The sequence below is a fragment of the Pseudomonas sp. PDM17 genome (genome assembly GCF_014851985.1).
Classification (GTDB): Bacteria; Pseudomonadota; Gammaproteobacteria; order Pseudomonadales; family Pseudomonadaceae; genus Pseudomonas.
This window is the reverse complement of record NZ_JACVAT010000008.1, coordinates 67631-83896: the sequence shown is the minus strand read 5'-3', so window position 1 is coordinate 83896 and position 16266 is coordinate 67631. Positions and strand designations below refer to the sequence as shown.

Below are 16266 nucleotides of genomic sequence, written 5' to 3'. Positions count from 1 at the left end.
CCGCTCAGGCAGCGGGCCTGCCCGAGGGCGACAGAACGACCACCACCCACAAGCCGAGCACGGCGAGAAAGTTGACGGTGAACACCAGCCCGCGCAGCCGGATGTTGCGGGTGAGTATCTGCACGCCGCTGTGCGCCACGCGGCCGGCGATGAACAGCCAGGCGAGCCAGGTCGCTGCGGCCAGGTCTAGCCGCTGCTGGATCAGCAGCAGGCAGGCGGCGTAGAAGAACAGCGGCCATTCGAACTGGTTGGACAGGTTGGCGCTGATGCGCGGTTCGACATCGGCCCAGGGATTACTGCCGTCCGCGCGTTGGCCAATACCCCAGATCTTCGGAGCGCGGGCAACGGTCAGCAGCGCGTAGAGGAGTGCGGCCCACGCCACGTGGGTGGCCATGGGCAGGATGAGCGGGTGCATGGCGGGTGATCCTTCACTCGGGAAACGGGCGGATGGGGCTCACTATAGGCGACGAACGGAGTTGCCGTAAGCGGCGCCAGAGCCGATGGCAGCTGCGTTTGACTTGCATGAGGCTCGCCCCGGTTGGTAGCCTTTCGCATCTGAAAAAACCAGCAGGGCTGGGTATGGCGATCCGGGTTGTCGAAGCACAAGAAGTAGATCAGCAGCGCATAGCCATTCCTGGTTGGGAACAGCAGTACACGCAGATGTCCGCCGGGCGATTCGCCGGGCGCATCCTGCACGCCGAAGTCGAGGGGATCGAGCTCTTTGAAGAGCAGATGAACCTGCGCGTCGAGCAGGAGTTCCACGCCCCGCCCGGCGCCCTGGTGTTCAGCTTCGACATGTCCGACAACGCGCTCTACCTGCTCGACGGGGAGACCCGCAACGCCTGGGTCACGCCGGAGAACTACCGCGAGGTGGCGGTAGTGATCAAGGAATCGGCGAACTGGGGCCAGCCGGCCGATGCTTTCGCCGACCTGGTACTGACGCCGTTGCGCTCGGGCCACTGCCAGTCGGTGGCGACTTCGCTGAGCAACCTGCTGACCGGCGCCACGGCCGGCGGCGACCCGATGGATGCGCCGGGCGTGGCGCAGAGCATCGTCTCCCACTGTTTCTCGCTGCTGTGCGAAGCGCCGCTGGATGGCGAACGCCGGGCGCGCTCCATCGTCCAGGCCAAGCGCGTGGTGCAGCGGGTCAAGGAGGTGGTGAGCGACTGCCCCGACGAGCAGTTCGGCATGGCTGATCTAGCTGCAAAGGTGGGTGTTTCGCCGCGCACGCTGCAGCAGTCGTTCCTGCATTATGCCGGCATCCCGCCCATCGTCTGGTTGCGCAACCGACGCCTGAACGCGGCGCGACGTGACCTGCTGGCTGCCGCCGAGTCCGGCATGACCGTGGCCGAGGTGGCGATGAAGTGGTCGTTCTGGCACCTGGGGAGATTTTCCCAGTCGTATTTCGCGCTGTTCGGCGAGTATCCGAAGACCACGGCGAAGCAGGGCGGCCGGGCCTAGTATCGAAGGTCGTCATAGGCGCGGACGTTGTCCGCGGATCGCGGCCATGGCCTGCTCCTGCAATGGAACTCGGAGCTTCCGTGTAGCCCCGCAGGGCGGATAACCCGGTCCGGGTTATGCGCCCTGCGGGGCTGCAGAGGTGCAATTGGCGTGGAGCCTTAGGATGGGTACGCTGCGCCCCAGTCATCCTGCAAGAGCATCGTCTTCAGCCGATCAGCTCGCGCACCCGATACCACGCCATGCCCAGCGCCAGCAGCGGTGAGCGCAACAGCTTGCCGCCGGGGAAGGTCAGGTGCGGCACGGCGCTGAACAGGTCCAGCCCCTTGCTCTCACCCTGGTGGATGGCTTCGGCGAGCAGCTTGGCCGACCAGTGCGTGACGTTCAGCCCGTGGCCGGAATAGCCCTGGGCGAAGTACACGTTCGGATGGCTCTTGAGCCGGCCGACCTGCGGGAAACGATTGGCGGTGATGCCGATCATGCCGCCCCACTGGTAGTCGAGCTTCACCTGCTCCAGCTGCGGGAACACCTTGAGCACCTTCGGCCGCATGTAGGCGCCGATGTCTGCCGGGTCGCGTCCCGAGTAATGGCAGGCGCCGCCGAACAGCAGGCGACGGTCGGCCGTCAGGCGGTAGTAGTCCAGTCCCACCTTCTGGTCACATAGCGCCATGTTCTGCGGGATCAGCTGCGCCGCGACTTCCTCCGACAGCGGCTCAGTGGCCACCACGTAGCTGCCGGCGGGCAGCACTTTGCCGGTGAGCTTGGGTTCCAGCTCTTCCAGGTGCGCGTTGCAGCCGAGCACCAGGGTGTTCGCCAGCACTCGGCCCTGGGCGCAATGCACCACAGCCGTGGCTCCGTGCTCGATGCGCAGCACCGGGCTCTGTTCGAAGATCTGCGCGCCGAAGGCCTTGGCCGCGCGGGCCTCTCCCTTCACCAGGTCGAGTGGGTGCAGGTGGCCCGAGCCCATGTCGATGTGCCCACCCGCGTAGCAGTTGCTGGCGACCACTTCGCGCATGCGCTCCGGTGGTACCAGCCGGGTCTCGTGGGGGTAGTCCGAAGTGCTCAGGGAGTCCTGCTCGCGGACCATCGCGGCGTATTGCGCCGGGGTGTTGGCCAGCTCGCAGAAGCCCCAGCGCAGGTCGCACTCGATATCCAGCTCACGGATGCGTTCGGCGACCAGGGCCACCGAATCGACACCCGCCTGCTCGAGGTAGCGCACGCCTTCCTCGCCGACGTACCTGGCGAAGCCGCTGACGTCGTGGCCGATGCCACGGATCAGCTGCCCGCCATTGCGCCCGCTGGCGCCCCAGCCGATACGCCGGGCCTCCAGCAGCACCACGGAGTGGCCGCGCCGGGCCAGCTCCAGGGCTGCGTTCACGCCGGTGAAGCCACCGCCGATCACGCAGACGTCCGCCCGCACATCCCCGGTCAGGGTAGGGTACTGCTGCCGGTCGCGGGCGGTCGCGGCGTAATAGGACGCGGCGTGCTCCTCGGTGTGCTTCATGGCGCTTTCTCGTTTCATTGGTTGAACTTGATCTTGCTCCAGCTGCGGGTCATCAGGCGCATGATCTTGGGCGGCGGCGCCTTGGCGATGTACAGCTTGTCGAGCACGGCCTGGCTCGGGTAAACCTCGGGGTTGTTCTGCATTTCCTCGGGCAGCAGGGTCTTGGCGTCAGCGTTGGCGCTGGGGTAGCCGACGTACTCGCTGATGCCGGCGATCACCTTCGGATCGAGGACGTAGTTGATGAACGCCAGGGCCTGCTCCGGATGGCCGGCATCCGAGGGGATCGCCATCAGGTCGAACCACAGGTTCGCGCCTTCCTTGGGAATGCTGTAGGCGATCTCGATGCCGTTCTTGGCTTCCTTGGCGCGGGCAGCGGCCTGGAACACGTCGCCGGAGTAGCCGAAGGCCACACAGATGTTGCCGTTGGCCAGGTCCGAGATGTACTTGGACGAGTGGAAGTAGGTGACGTACGGACGTACCGCCACCAGCTTCGCCTCGGCCTTGGGATAGTCCGCCGGGTTGGTGCTGTTGGGGTCCAGGCCCAGGTAGTTGAGCACCGAGGGGATCATCTCGTCGGGCGAGTCCATGAACGCCACGCCGCACGCCTGGAGCTTCTTGATGTTCTCCGGCTCGAACAGCACCGACCAGGAATCGATCTTGTCGACGCCCAGCACCTGCTTGACCTTGGCCACGTTGTAGCCGATGCCGTTGGTGCCCCACAGGTAGGGCACCGAGTGCTTGTTGCCCGGGTCGTTCTGTTCCAGCAGCTTGAGCAGTACCGGGTCCAGGTGCTTCCAGTTCGGCAATTGGCTGCGGTCAAGTTCGAGGAACACGCCAGCCTGCACCTGACGGGTCAGGAAGTGGTTCGACGGCACCACCACGTCGTAGCCGGAACGGCCCGCCAGCAGCTTGCCTTCCAGGGTCTCGTTGGAGTCGAAGACGTCGTAGACCGGTTTGATCCCGGTGGTCTTCTGGAAGCCGGCGAGGGTGTCCGGAGCGATGTAGTCGGTCCAGTTGTAGATGCTGACCGTCGGTGCAGCATGTGCGGCCGAGGCAAGGGCTGCCAGGGCGAAGGGCGCAAGGGTGCGCAGCAGTCTCATGGGGACTCCCGAATTGTTGTTGTGAAGTCAGGGATGAGGATCAGACGCTCAGCAGCAGGAACTCACGTTCCCACGAGCTGATCACCCGCTTGAAGTTCTCGTGCTCGGTGCGCTTCACCGCGACGTAGCCCTGTACGAACTTCTCGCCGAGGAATTCCTTGAGTACGTCGCAGTCTTCCATCTGCTGCAGCGCGTCCTCGATGGTGATCGGCAGGCGCAGGTTGCGGCGCTCGTAGGCGCGGCCCTGGACGGCGGCGCTGGGGTTGATCTGCTCGATCATGCCCAGGTAGCCACAGAGCAGGCTGGCGGCCAGCGCCAGGTACGGGTTGGCGTCGGCGCCCGGCAGGCGGTTTTCCACGCGCATGGCGATCGGCGGCGCGGCGGGGACACGCAGGCCCACGGTGCGGTTCTCTTCGCCCCATTCGACGTTCACCGGCGCGGAGGTGTCCGGCAGGAAGCGGCGGAAGGAGTTCACGTTGGGCGCGAACATCGGCAGCACTTTCGGGATGTACTTCTGCAGACCGCCGATGTAGTGGAGGAACAGCTGGCTCATGGAGCCGTCTTCGGCGGCGAAGATGTTCTTGCCGGTGGCGATGTCCAGCACGCTCTGGTGGATGTGCATGGCGCTGCCGGGCTCGTCGGTGATCGGCTTGGCCATGAAGGTGGCGCTGACGTCATGCTTGAGCGCGGCTTCGCGCATGGTGCGCTTGAACACGATGATCTGGTCGGCGAGGCTCAGCGCGTCGCCGTGACGGAAGTTGATTTCCATCTGCGCCGGGCCGTCTTCGTGGATCAGCGTGTCCAGGTCCAGGCCTTGCAGTTCGCACCAGTCGTAGACGTCTTCGAACAGCGGGTCGAATTCGTTGGCGGCATCGATGGAGAAGCTCTGGCGGCCGCTTTCCGGGCGGCCCGAACGGCCCACGGGGGCTTCCAGCGGGAAGTCCGGGTCGCTACTGCGCTTGGTCAGGTAGAACTCCATCTCCGGCGCCACGACCGGGCTCCAGCCCTTGTCGGCATAGAGTTTGAGCACGCGCTTGAGGACGTTGCGCGGGGACAGCTCGATGGGATTGCCGACCTTGTCGAAGGTGTCGTGGATGACCATCGCGGTCGGCTCCAGCGCCCAGGGCACCAGGTAGATGGCGTCCGGGTCGGGCTTGCAGACCATGTCGATGTCCGCTTCGTCGAGCAGGTCGTAGTAGATGTCGTCGTCGACGAAATCGCCGGTGACGGTCTGCAGCAGGACACTTTCGGGGAGTCGCATGCCCCCTTCGCCGAGGAACTTGTTGGTGGGGGAAATCTTGCCGCGGGCGATGCCGGTGAGGTCACTCACCACGCATTCGACTTCGGTGATTTTCTGTTGCTTCAGCCGTTGCTCCAGTTGCTCGGCGGGGGTGGTCATACAAGCCTCGGTTTTGATTTTGTAATGGATGCGCACGCAGCATCGTGCTGCCAGGCGAGGCTAGTGTCGGCTGGAGGCAGGTGTACGTTCTATCCACTTTCCGCAAGGCTTGGGAATCGTCGTTGAAAACCTCCCGCTTCCCGTGCAGACAGCCCCGGGCGCTGTGGCGACCGGGGCTGCTGGTGTGAACGGAAGGGCTGCCAGATCAGACCCCGGACTTGATCCGGCTCCAGTCGCGGGTGATCAGGCGCAGGATCGACGGGCTCGGCGGCAGGCTGACGTACATGCCCTTGACCAGCTCGGCGTTGGGGTAGACGGCCGGGTTCTCGCGGACCTTCTGGTCCATCAGCGACTTGGCTGGCACGTTGGCGTTGGCGTAGTGCAGGTAGTCGCTGGTCCTGGCGATCACATCCGGGCGCATCAGGTAGTTGATGAACGCGTGAGCGCCTTCGGGGTTGCGGGCGTCTTTGGGGATCGCCAGGTTGTCGAACCAGATGTTGGTGCCTTCCTTCGGCACGCTGTACTGCACGTCCACCGCGCCGCCGGCTTCCTGCGCGCTTTTCTGCGCCTGCAGCACGTCGCCGGAGAAGCCGATGGCCACGCAGACGTTGCCGTTGGCGAGGTCGGCGATGTACTTGGTCGAGCTGAAGTAGGTCACCGAGGGCTTGAGGCTTTCCAGCAGCTTGGTGCCGGCCTCGTAGTCCGCGGGATTGTTGCTGTTGGGGTCCTTGCCCAGGTAGTGCAGGGCCAGCGGCAGGATCTTCGCCGGCGAGTCGAGGAAGGCCACCCCACAGCCCTTGAGCTTGGCGAGGTTCTCCGGCTTGAACACCAGATCCCAGGAATCCAGCGGTGCGTCGGCGCCCAGCGCGGCCTTGATTTTCGCCGGGTTGTAGCCGATGCCGACGGTGCCCCAGAGGTAGGGCACGGCGAAGCGGTTGCCCGGGTCCGACTGGGCCACGCGGGCCAGCAGGTCGGGGTCGAGGTTCTTGCGGTTGGGCAGCAGTGCGTCATCCAGCGGGCGGTAGACGCCGGCCTTGAGCTGGCGGGCGAGGAAGTCCGCCGAGGGCACCACCACATCGAAGCCCGAATGCCCGGTGAGCAGCTTGGCCTCCAGCACTTCGTCGGACTCGAAGGCGTCGAGCACCACCCTGATTCCGGTTTCCTTCTGGAAGTCCTGCAGCACGGTCGGCCCGATGTAGTCGGCCCAGTTGGCGAAATGCACCTCTTGTGGCGCCGCCAGCGCCGGCAACGCGGCACCGGCCAGCAGGCCGGCCAGACAACCCAAAGCACGCTTGTTCATCTTCACTCCTGGAGGACGCCGGCTTGCGCGGCGCCAATGCGATCGGCAGGTGGGAAACGGGCCTTGTTCTGTTGTTCTCGGCCCTGGCCGAAAACTAGGCGCGGCGCGGCTTTGCGTCGTTCTTCCGTGCACGGGCGGAATCGGCGATGCTGCTGCGGACCCGCGGCACTGTGCAGCGCGCTGCCCGCGCCCTACGCTGCGGCCCCAGGCGGAGGGAAAACCATGAATGACGAAACCGAGCGCACCCGCGAAGCGGTCACGCGCTACCACCAGTGCTGGATGAACCGCGACGTCGAAGGCGTGCTGGCGATGTTCCACCCGCAGGTGCAGTACTGCGATTTCTACAACGACCTGGAAATCCCCGCCAGCGAGCTGCCCGGCTATATCCGCACGGCCATGCCGCGCAGCCCGCAGCATCACATCGAACACATCGATCAGATTCGCGCCGATGGCGATACGGCGTTCATCCAGTACCGCTCGCGCCTGACGTTGCGGCGCAGCAGCCGGCTGGCCTCGTTCCGTGCCAGCGAGGCGATCACCGTGCGCGACGGTCTGATCTGGCGCGTCCACGAGTACGCCACGCCGGTGCGCGAGCAGCGCGAGGAGGGCGTCAAGGACCAGCGTCGCCTGGGCCTGAACTCGGCCCAGGTGGGGAAGATGCTGCTGGATATCGAATCCTACTTCGGCAGCGCCCATCCCTATCTCGACCCGGAGATGGACCTGGAGCGCCTGGCACGGGCCACCGGCTACACGCGCAACCAGATTTCCTACCTGCTCAACCAGGTGCTCGGGCAGAGCTTCTACCGCTACCTGAACCAGGCGCGCATCGGCCATCTGCTGGAGCGCCTGCGCGAGGAGCCGGCGGCGCGCATCGACGAACTGGCGTTCGCGGTGGGCTTCAATTCGCTGTCGGTGTTCTACCGCTGCTTCCGCGAGCACACCGGGCAGCCGCCGCGTGCTTACCTGGCGGCGCTGCAGGAAGGCGGTCCGGCCTGACAAGGCGTCAGGCCGGGAGCCCTCAGAGAACGGCGTCGAGCAGCCGGTACCAGGCGATGCCCACGCCCAGGTACAGGCGCTGCAACCCATGGAAGGGAATCGGCCGCACCGGGGTGACGGGGAAGGGGAAGTCCTTCTCGCGGTCCAGCAGGCGCTCCGCCAGGTGACGACCCAGGGTCGAGGCCATGGCGATGCCGCGACCGTTGTAGCCCAGCAGGATGCTCAGGTTCGGCGCCGGCTCATGCAGCCGTGGCATGAAGTCCGGGGTGAGCGCCACGCGACCGCTCCACTGGTATTCGAACTCCACCTCGGCCAACTGCGGGAACAGGCCCAGCAGCGAGCGCTTCAGGTGCAGCCAGTCGCCGGGCGAGCGCGGCTCGGCGAACGGACCGCGACCTCCCAGCAACAGCCGGCCGCGAGCGTCCTGCTTGAAGTACAGCAGCAGCCGGCGCGCATCCGAGCAGACTTCGCCATTGGGCAGCACGCTGCGCCGCAGGTTATCCGGCAAGGGTTTGGTCGCGACGATGAAGCTGTTGGCGGCGATCACCGTCTGCCGCAGTTTCGGCCAGAGGTCGTCCGTGTAGCCGTTGGTGGCGAGGATCACCCGTTCGGCGGTCACGCTGTGCCCGCTATCGGTGCTGAGCTGCCAGCCGCTGCCGTGGTGACGCAGGTTGCTCACGCGGGTGTGGCCGTGGATCGCGGCACCTTCACTCAACGCAGCACGGGCCAGGCCACGCACGTAGCTCAGCGGCTGGACGCTGCCGGCGCGCGGGTCGACCCAGGCGCCGAGGTAGTCGTTGCTACCGATGCGTTGGGCGACGCTGCTCTTGTCGAGCATCTCCACCGCTACGCCGCGCTGGCGCCACTGCCCGGCGCGCTTCTCGATGGCGCGCAGGGCGGCCGGCGAGGCGGCGGGCTGGATCCAGCCCTTGCGGGTGGCTTCGCAGTCGATGTCGTAGCGGCGGATCAGCTCGAAGACTTCATCGGCAGCGCCGCCGGCAACGTCGATCAGGCGTTCGGCCTTCTCGCCGCCGAACATGCGCCGCAGGTCGTCGGGGTCATGTTTGAGTCCGGGGATCACCTGCCCGCCGTTGCGCCCGGAAGCGCCCCAGCCCGGCTCGCCAGCATCCAGCACGCAGACGCGCACGCCGTTGCGGGCCAGGTGCAGGGCGGTGACCAGCCCGGTATAGCCGGCGCCGACGATGGCGACGTCGACCTGCTTGTCTTCAGCCAGCGCCGGTGTGGCCGGGCCGGCGTTCGCGGTGGCTGCCCAGAGCGAGGGCGGCAGTGCCAGGGGCTGGGCGTTCATGCCTGGCCCCCGTCGGTGTTGAGCAGGCGGCGGAGGAATTCCTGGGTACGCGGCTGGCTCGGCGCGCCGAGCACATCCTTGGCGGCGCCTTCCTCGACGATGCGCCCGCCATAGAGGAAGCACACCTTGTCCGCCACTTCGCGGGCGAAGCCCATCTCGTGGGTCACCACCACCATGGTCATGCCTTCGTCGGCGAGCTTGCGCATCACCGCCAGCACTTCGCCCACCAGCTCCGGGTCCAGCGCCGAGGTCGGCTCGTCGAAGAGAATCGCCTTGGGCCGCATGGCCAGGGCGCGGGCAATGGCGACGCGTTGCTGCTGGCCGCCAGAGAGTTCGTCCGGGTAGGCGTCCATGCGGTGGCTCAGGCCGACTTTTTCCAGCAGGGCGCGGGCGTGCTCACGGGCAGCGTCCGGGCGCTCCTTCTTCACGTACACCGGGCCTTCCATGACGTTCTGCAGCGCGGTGCGGTGAGGGAACAGGTTGAAGCGCTGGAACACCATCGCCACCTGGGTGCGGATTTCGTGGATGGAGTGGGCGTGGCGGTCGACACGTTCCTGGCCGACCAGGATGTCGCCACCCTCGTAGGTTTCCAGGCCGTTGATGCAGCGCAGCAGGGTGGATTTGCCCGAGCCGGACGGACCGATCAGGCACACCACCTGGCCGCTTTCCACCGACAGGTCGATGCCTTCGAGAACGCGGGTGCTGCCGTAGCTTTTGTGCAGCGACTGGATGCGGATCATGCTTTCTTCCTCGTGGCGATGCGCGCTTCGAGGCGGCGCAGGGCGAACGACAGCGGCAGGCTGAGGGCCAGGTAGAGCAGGGCGACCAGGGTGTAGACGGTCATGTTCTCGAAGGTCGAGGAGGCGATCAGCTGGCCGGCGCGGGTCATCTCGGCCACCGTGATGGTGGACACCAGCGAGGAGTCCTTGAGCATCATCACCAGGGTGTTGCCGTAGGGCGGCAGGGCGATGCGGAAGGCCTGCGGCAGCACCACCCGGCGCATGATCATCGGGCCGCGCATACCGAGGGACTCGGCGGCTTCGATTTGCCCCTGCTGGATGGCCTGGATGCCGGCGCGGAAGTTCTCCGCCTGGTACGCCGAGTAGGCGATGCCCAGGCCGATGATGCCGGCCTGCATGGCGGAAAGCTGCACGCCGAAGTCCGGCAGCACGAAGTAGATGTAGAACAGCTGCACGATGATCGGCAGGCCGCGGATCACGTTGACCACGGAGATGCCGAACAGCGCCACGGCGCGGATTTTCGACACCATCATCAGGGCGAAGGCCAGGCCGATGAGCGAGCTGAGCAGGAACGACGCAATCGTGACCTGCACGGTGACCACCGCGCCACTCAATAGAATGGGCAGGAAGTCCAGGGCATTCTGGAGAAACATAGGGATGTCCGTGAGCGGGAAGCTGAGGGCGGCCGTCACCCTTCACCGGGCGCGGGGCTCCGGCGAAAGGTGCGGGTCAGTCTTGGGTGCGGCGTGAAGAAAGGCGGACGTCAGTCCAGGTGCCACTTGCCGATGATGGCGGCGAGGGTGCCGTCGGCCTTGATGCTGGCGATGCCCCGGTTGACCTGGGCGAGCAGCTGCGGGTCGCCCTGGCGCAGGATCAGGCAGACTTCGCCCTTGATCTGCGGCTGGTAGCTGTCCACCAGGCGGACCTTCTTCAGGCTGCCCTTGGCCATCTGGTAGGCGAGGATCGGGTGGTCGCCGAAGCCGGCCTTGATCCGGCCCAGTGCCAGGTCGCGGGTGAGGTCGGCGAGGGAGTCGTAGCCGCGCACTTCCTTGAAGATGCCGCGCTGGTTGAGCTTGTCGATGAAGATGGTGCCGACCTGCGCGCCGACCACTTCGCCCTTGAAGTCATCCATGCTGGTGTAGGCCTTGTCGTCGTCAGCGCGCACCACCAGGCCTTCGCCGTACTCGAACACCGGATCGGAGTACTGCACCACTTTCTCCCGCTCGGGCGTGCGCAGCATGGCGGCGGAGATCAGGTCGATCTTCTTCGCGGTGAGCGAGGGAATCAGCGCGGCGAAGGTGGTCTGGGCGATTTCCACGTCGAAGCCGCCGGCCTTGGCCACGGCCTGGGCCGAGTCGACCATCATGCCCTGGATGCTGTTGGTCTTGACGTCGAGGAAGGTGAAAGGCACGCCGGTGGCAGTAGCCCCGACTTTCAGAGGTTCGGCCTGGGCGGCGAAGGATGCAGCGCAGCTGGCGACGAGCGCGAGGGCGCAGGAAAACACGCGGAGGCGAGGATGCATTGGTGAACTCCCATTTGACGCGGTTTGTTGTCTTTATGCGTTATGGATGGCCTCGAGTATCGGCAGGAGGCGTTGGCTGCAATATAAATGATTTACAAGAATCGTAAAGAGATTTATAAATATCGCATATCGATATTAATAGCCTGAAAAAGGCGTGATCCTTCCCAAGGAAGAGATATGAGCGACAACGAAAACAGCCTGTTCAACCAGTCGCTGGAGAAGGGCCTGGCCGTGCTGCGCGGCTTCAACGCGCGCAACCGCACCATGAACCTGGCGGAGGTAGCCGAGGCCGCCGACATCACCAAGAGCTCGGCGCAGCGGATGATCCACACGCTCGAAGCACTGGGATACGTCAGCAAGCACCCGCAGACCAAGCGCTTCCAGCTGACGCCGCAGGTGATGGAGATCGGCTACAACTACCTCGCCGCCGACACCCTGGTGGACGTCGCCAATCCCTTCCTCGCGGAGCTGGCGCAGACCACCGGCGAGACCACCAACCTCACCGAGCCGGTGCGCACCGACATGCTTTACGTCGCGCGCTTCGTGGGGCCGAAGTTCATCCCGATCCACCTGCCCATCGGCAGCCGGATCCCCATGTACTGCACCGCCTCGGGCCGCGCTTTCCTCAGTGCGCTGAGTGATGACGAGGTGCTGGAACTGCTGCAGGGCAGCGACCTGTCCAGCCATACCCAATACACCCGCACCTCGCTGGAGGAAATCCTCGCGGAAATCGCCGAGATCCGCCGCAAGGGCTATGCGATCAACAGCGAGGAGCTGTTCCTGGGCGACATGGCGGTCGCCGCGCCGGTGCGCAACAGCCAGGGCCGCCCGGTGGCTTCGGTGCACGTGGTGGCGCCCACCAGTCGCTGGACCCGCGAGGACGCCGAGCGCCGCCTGGCGCCGGCGGCCATCGAGTGCGCACGGGCGATCAGCACCTCGATCAGGACGCTCTGAGGCCGCACGCTCAGGCTTGCGGCTGCAGGGGCTCGGGTGTCGCGTCCAGCAGCCGTTGCAGTTGCGCCAGGGCGCGCTCGTAGTCGAAGCCCTCGACGGCTTCGGTTATTTCCCGCAGCAGCCCGGCCCGTAGCGGGTCAGCGAAAGCGCTGCCCAGCCGGCCGACCAGCTCGCCGGCGCCGGTGTCGCTGTCTTCGAGCAGGGCGTGCAATTGCCGGAGCAGGCTGCTGATCTGCGCTGGGGACAGCCCCGGCGCCGCCGGCTGTTCGAGCGGCGGAGCGGTACGCGTCGCCAGGCCGGCCAGCACTCTTTCCAGCTGTGCTTGCAGCTCGAACAGCAGGCGCGAGATCGCTTCCTCGGATGCGCTGGCCTGGCAGGCCTCCTCCAGCGCCGTGGCGGCCCTGGCCAGTTCCAGGGCGCCTATGTTGGCTGCCGCGCCGCGCAGGGTATGAGCGGTCCGGCGGCGGGCGGTCGGATCGGCTGCCGAGTCGAGGGCGCGAAACTCGCCAATGAAATCCCGGTAGCTGGTACCAAAACGTTGTAGCAGCCGTTCGTAGAGCGCGGTCTTGCCGGCGCAGGTCGCCAGTCCGGCATGGGTATCGATGCCTGGCAGGTCGAGGTCGCCAATCTGCCTCTCCACCGGTGCAGGCGCCGCTGCGCCGCTGGTTTGCCGCTGCCGGGGAGCGATCCAGCGCGACAGGGTGAGGAACATCGCGGGCGGGTCGATGGGCTTGGCAATGTGGTCGTTCATTCCCGCGGCCAACGCCAGTTCACGATCACCGGCCATGTTGTTGGCGGTCATGGCAATGATTGGCAGTTGCGCCAGTTCCGGGCGCTGGCGCAGCGCCTGGGTGGCCGCGTATCCATCGAGCACCGGCATCTGGCAGTCCATCAGCACGCAGTCGAAGCGCGTGTCGGTGGCCAGCCGGTCCAGCGCTTCCTGGCCGTTGCAGGCCAGCACGATCTCAATGCCGGCGTCGCCCAGCAACTCCATCGCCAGCTCCTGGTTCAGCTCATTGTCTTCCACCAGCAATACCCGGCTGCCGGCGACACGGGCCAACGCCTCGTCCGTGGCGCTCTGGCGCTCACGGCTGCGTGGCTCGACGACGCTCTCCTTGCCCAGGGCGATGTTGATCGACTCCAGCAGGGTAGAGGGCGTCACTGGCTTGGTCAGCACCGTGCCCAGCTCTACGCCGCGTTGCTGCGCGGCGTCCAGCGCTTCTTCGCGGCCGAAGGCGGTGACCATGATCACTGCCGGGACGCTCTCGCAGTGGCCCTCGTGCAGGCGTGCGACCACTTCGATGCCATCCATGCCCGGCATCTGCCAGTCCACCAGCACCAGTTGATACGGCAACTGCCGCTGTTCGGCTTCGCTGATCCATTCCAGTGCTTCGCTGCCGTTGCGCGCGACGTCCACTTCCAGCCCGTAGCTGAGAGCCATGCCCGAGAGAATCTCCCGCGCCGAGGCGTTGTCGTCGACCACCAGGGCGCGCACGCCGAGCAGTTCGTCCGCCCGCAGCATGCGCCGGGGCGCGGCAGTTTCGGGGATGCCGAAGTGGGCATGGAAGTGGAACACCGAGCCCTTGCCCGGCTCGCTCTCCACCCAGATGCGCCCGCCCATCAGCTCCACCAGACTCTTGGAGATCGACAGCCCCAGCCCGGTGCCGCCATAGCGGCGGGAGGTGGAGGTGTCGGCCTGGATGAACGACTGGAACATGCGCGCGCATTGCTCGGCGGTCATGCCGATGCCGGTGTCGCGCAGCCAGAAGTGCAGCTCGGTGACGTCGCTGCCGATCACTGCCGGCTCGATGCCCAGGACGATCTCCCCGAGCTCGGTGAACTTCACCGCGTTGTTGCCCAGGTTCAGCAGGATCTGCCCCAGACGCAGTGGGTCGCCCACCAGCGAGGTGGGCAGTCGCTGGTCGAGCTGGAACAGCAGTTCGAGGGATTTTTCCTCGGCCTTGAAGCCGACCAGCGCGGAGAACTGCTCCAGCACGTCCTCCAGACGGAATTCGACGTGCTCCACGCTCATCATCCCGGCTTCGATCTTCGAGAAGTCGAGGATGTCGTTGATGATGCCGAGCAGGCCCTCGGCGGAGCGGTGGACCTTCTGCACGTAATTGTACTGGCGAGTGTCGAGCCCGCTTTTCAGGGCGAGGCTGCTCATGCCGATGATCACATTCATCGGCGTGCGGATTTCATGGCTCATGTTGGCGAGGAACTCGCTCTTGGCCCGCGTCGCTTCCTCGGCCAGCTCCTTGGCGCGATGTGTCTGCTGCTCGACCAGCTTGCGTGCGGTGATGTCGTACAGCCAGGCGAGCACGGCGGGCTCGCCATGGTGAAGGACCGGCAGGTAGGTCGCGAGGATGTCGCGCTCGCCACCCTGGCTGTCGTACATGCGGACTTCGCGCTCGATCATCTGTTCGCCGGCCAGCATGTCGTTCCAGACCGACTCGCGCTCCGCCATCTCGACATACAGGCCAGCCGCTGCGTCGCCGACTTTCAGGCCGAAGTTCTCGCTGAATGCCGGGTTCACCAGGTGCAGGCGGTCGCGGGTGGCGATGGCCACGCTGACCGGGCTGCAGTCGAGGATGTACTGCAGGCGCTTCTCGCTTTCCTGCAGGGCAGCGGCCTGCTGCTCCATCAGTTCCGCCTGGCTCAGGGTCTCCTTGAGCAATTGCTCAGTGCGCGAGTTGCGCTCGAGGATTTCCAGGTTCATCGCCAGCAACGGCGCGAACTCGTCCAGCAGCGACCTCTGGCTCGCCTCCCGCACTTGCAGGCTTTCCAGTGCCAATACGCCGACCAGGCGCTCGCCATGGATCAGCGGCAGTATGTCGAGGAAAAGCGGCGGCGCGTACTCGCCCTCCTGCTGACGGTCAGGCTGGTGCAGGTGGATCGGCGCGCGCTGCTTGGCGCACTGGCCGATCAGGCCCTGGCCCAGGGGCAGGCGCCGGGGCAGATCCGGCGGCGCTGCGTAGCTGCCCAGCAGGACCAGCTCCTCGCTGTCCTGCGCGTGGATGTGCAGCGAGGCGCGGCGCAGCGCAAGCAGCGGCGCGAGGGCGGCCAGGGTGCGATCGCCCAGCTCGCTGGAGCCGGCGACCGACTGCATCTGCCCGCTGAGCGTCGCCACCTGAGTCTTCACCCAGCGCTGATCGGCCATCTGTTGCGCTTCGGACTGCAGGGCGGTGATCGCCCGCGCCATTTCGCCGACTTCGTTGGGATAATCCTGGAACGGCACCTGTACATCCAGCTCGCCCTTGCTCAGGGCATCCACCGAGAACCGCAGCTGATCGGCCGGCCGGCGAATCGACTGGCTGATCAGGATGCCGAACAGCACGCCGCCGCCCAGGCCCAGCACCAGAAGCCAGATGGTCAGCTGGACACTGCGGTAAAAGCGCTCCGTGGCCAGGTTCACTTCCAGATCGGCGCCCTGGCGCTTGACCTGAGCCACCTCGGCCAGCGCCTGGTTGGCCACCTCGCCCGGCCGTTGCAGTGCGGTGGAGGAGAGCAGGGCGATGGCGCCCAGGTCAGTGGCTTGTCCGTGGCGGATAGGCTGGTCGTTGAGCTCCAGGACGTGCTTGATCTGGTCCTGATACTCCTCGTAGGCGGCCTCGAATCGCACCAGCCCCTGCTGGGCGGAGGTCCGGTAGATGAGCGGCCGCGCCAGTTCGATTTCCTCGCGCAGGTTGCTGCGAACCTCGTTGAACTGCTTGACCGCCTGCGCTCGGCCGTTCTCGTCGGCGGCCAGGACGAACTGGCGGATGCTGCGCCCCATGCCCGCCAGGGCGACGCGGGCTGCCTCGATGTGCGAGAGGCCGAGCATCTCTTTCTCGTAGATCACGTTGATCTGTTCGATCTGCTGACGCTGCACGTGCAGGCCGTAGAGACCGAGGAACAGGGCGAGCAGCAGGATGCCGCCGAACCCGAGCGCCAGCCGGGTGCGCAGCCTCAGGCGCTGAAGAAAGCCGAGCGGAGTCAACATGG

At 66.0% G+C, this 16266-nt stretch carries 13 protein-coding genes; 3 read left to right on the top strand and 10 right to left on the bottom strand.

Annotated elements, in window-relative coordinates; genetic code table 11:
* Positions 1–4: 4 nt before the first annotated feature.
* Complete coding sequence (locus IB256_RS25415) at positions 5–415, bottom strand: MAPEG family protein (RefSeq protein ID WP_192295633.1); 411 nt, start codon at positions 413–415, stop codon at positions 5–7.
* Positions 416–660: 245 nt separating this feature from the next.
* Between IB256_RS25415 and IB256_RS25410 the strand changes: the two genes are divergently transcribed.
* The gene (locus IB256_RS25410) at positions 661–1461 is read left to right on the top strand and encodes a helix-turn-helix domain-containing protein (RefSeq protein WP_225601952.1); all 801 of its coding nucleotides are present in this window, start codon (positions 661–663) and stop codon (positions 1459–1461) included.
* Positions 1462–1666: 205 nt separating this feature from the next.
* Here IB256_RS25410 and IB256_RS25405 read toward each other — a convergent pair whose 3' ends face one another.
* The 4 genes from IB256_RS25405 to IB256_RS25390 form a co-directional block, all read right to left on the bottom strand.
* The gene (locus IB256_RS25405; protein WP_192295635.1) at positions 1667–2962 is read right to left on the bottom strand and encodes an NAD(P)/FAD-dependent oxidoreductase; all 1296 of its coding nucleotides are present in this window, start codon (positions 2960–2962) and stop codon (positions 1667–1669) included.
* Positions 2963–2976: 14 nt separating this feature from the next.
* The gene (locus tag IB256_RS25400; protein WP_081516963.1) at positions 2977–4062 is read right to left on the bottom strand and encodes a polyamine ABC transporter substrate-binding protein; all 1086 of its coding nucleotides are present in this window, start codon (positions 4060–4062) and stop codon (positions 2977–2979) included.
* A gap of 40 nt (positions 4063–4102) precedes the next feature.
* Complete coding sequence (locus IB256_RS25395) at positions 4103–5461, bottom strand: glutamine synthetase family protein (RefSeq protein WP_192295636.1); 1359 nt, start codon at positions 5459–5461, stop codon at positions 4103–4105.
* Positions 5462–5666: 205 nt separating this feature from the next.
* A complete protein-coding gene (locus IB256_RS25390) occupies positions 5667–6761 on the bottom strand; it encodes a polyamine ABC transporter substrate-binding protein (RefSeq protein ID WP_192404568.1) in 1095 nt (364 codons plus the stop codon).
* Between the two features lie 222 nt (positions 6762–6983).
* Between IB256_RS25390 and IB256_RS25385 the strand changes: the two genes are divergently transcribed.
* On the top strand, positions 6984–7757 hold the full coding sequence (locus IB256_RS25385) for an AraC family transcriptional regulator (RefSeq protein ID WP_192404566.1): 774 nt from the start codon (positions 6984–6986) through the stop codon (positions 7755–7757).
* A gap of 22 nt (positions 7758–7779) precedes the next feature.
* Here IB256_RS25385 and IB256_RS25380 read toward each other — a convergent pair whose 3' ends face one another.
* The 4 genes from IB256_RS25380 to IB256_RS25365 all read right to left on the bottom strand — a co-directional run bounded on the left by IB256_RS25380 (position 7780) and on the right by IB256_RS25365 (position 11328).
* Positions 7780–9066 carry an NAD(P)/FAD-dependent oxidoreductase gene (locus tag IB256_RS25380; RefSeq protein WP_192404564.1) on the bottom strand — a complete coding sequence of 429 codons (1287 nt, stop codon included), beginning with the start codon at positions 9064–9066 and terminating at the stop codon, positions 7780–7782.
* Positions 9063–9806, bottom strand: coding sequence for an amino acid ABC transporter ATP-binding protein (locus IB256_RS25375; RefSeq protein WP_081516968.1), 744 nt, complete (start codon positions 9804–9806; stop codon positions 9063–9065). Before IB256_RS25375 ends, IB256_RS25380 begins: the two co-directional genes overlap by 4 nt.
* Positions 9803–10459 (bottom strand): amino acid ABC transporter permease, encoded by a 657-nt coding sequence (locus tag IB256_RS25370; RefSeq protein ID WP_138214369.1) that lies wholly within the window; start codon positions 10457–10459, stop codon positions 9803–9805. Before IB256_RS25370 ends, IB256_RS25375 begins: the two co-directional genes overlap by 4 nt.
* A gap of 110 nt (positions 10460–10569) precedes the next feature.
* On the bottom strand, positions 10570–11328 hold the full coding sequence (locus IB256_RS25365; RefSeq protein WP_192382876.1) for an ABC transporter substrate-binding protein: 759 nt from the start codon (positions 11326–11328) through the stop codon (positions 10570–10572).
* 177 nt (positions 11329–11505) lie between these two features.
* Between IB256_RS25365 and IB256_RS25360 the strand changes: the two genes are divergently transcribed.
* Entirely contained in the window at positions 11506–12282 is a 777-nt protein-coding gene (locus IB256_RS25360) for an IclR family transcriptional regulator (protein ID WP_081516971.1), read from the top strand.
* 10 nt (positions 12283–12292) lie between these two features.
* On the opposite strand, the gene IB256_RS25355 is transcribed toward IB256_RS25360, so the two are convergent.
* A complete protein-coding gene (locus tag IB256_RS25355) occupies positions 12293–16264 on the bottom strand; it encodes a response regulator (protein ID WP_192404562.1) in 3972 nt (1323 codons plus the stop codon).
* Positions 16265–16266: the final 2 nt, after the last annotated feature.

Excerpts from the sequence above, each read along its gene's own strand:
- IB256_RS25415 (WP_192295633.1), bottom strand. The coding sequence starts at position 415 with ATGCACCCGCTCATCCTGCCCATGGCCACCCACGTGGCGTGGGCCGCA.
- IB256_RS25410 (WP_225601952.1), top strand. The coding sequence starts at position 661 with ATGTCCGCCGGGCGATTCGCCGGGCGCATCCTGCACGCCGAAGTCGAG.
- IB256_RS25405 (WP_192295635.1), bottom strand. The coding sequence starts at position 2,962 with ATGAAGCACACCGAGGAGCACGCCGCGTCCTATTACGCCGCGACCGCC.
- IB256_RS25400 (WP_081516963.1), bottom strand. The coding sequence starts at position 4,062 with ATGAGACTGCTGCGCACCCTTGCGCCCTTCGCCCTGGCAGCCCTTGCC.
- IB256_RS25395 (WP_192295636.1), bottom strand. The coding sequence starts at position 5,461 with ATGACCACCCCCGCCGAGCAACTGGAGCAACGGCTGAAGCAACAGAAA.
- IB256_RS25390 (WP_192404568.1), bottom strand. The coding sequence starts at position 6,761 with ATGAACAAGCGTGCTTTGGGTTGTCTGGCCGGCCTGCTGGCCGGTGCC.
- IB256_RS25385 (WP_192404566.1), top strand. The coding sequence starts at position 6,984 with ATGAATGACGAAACCGAGCGCACCCGCGAAGCGGTCACGCGCTACCAC.
- IB256_RS25380 (WP_192404564.1), bottom strand. The coding sequence starts at position 9,066 with ATGAACGCCCAGCCCCTGGCACTGCCGCCCTCGCTCTGGGCAGCCACC.
- IB256_RS25375 (WP_081516968.1), bottom strand. The coding sequence starts at position 9,806 with ATGATCCGCATCCAGTCGCTGCACAAAAGCTACGGCAGCACCCGCGTT.
- IB256_RS25370 (WP_138214369.1), bottom strand. The coding sequence starts at position 10,459 with ATGTTTCTCCAGAATGCCCTGGACTTCCTGCCCATTCTATTGAGTGGC.
- IB256_RS25365 (WP_192382876.1), bottom strand. The coding sequence starts at position 11,328 with ATGCATCCTCGCCTCCGCGTGTTTTCCTGCGCCCTCGCGCTCGTCGCC.
- IB256_RS25360 (WP_081516971.1), top strand. The coding sequence starts at position 11,506 with ATGAGCGACAACGAAAACAGCCTGTTCAACCAGTCGCTGGAGAAGGGC.
- IB256_RS25355 (WP_192404562.1), bottom strand. The coding sequence starts at position 16,264 with ATGTTGACTCCGCTCGGCTTTCTTCAGCGCCTGAGGCTGCGCACCCGG.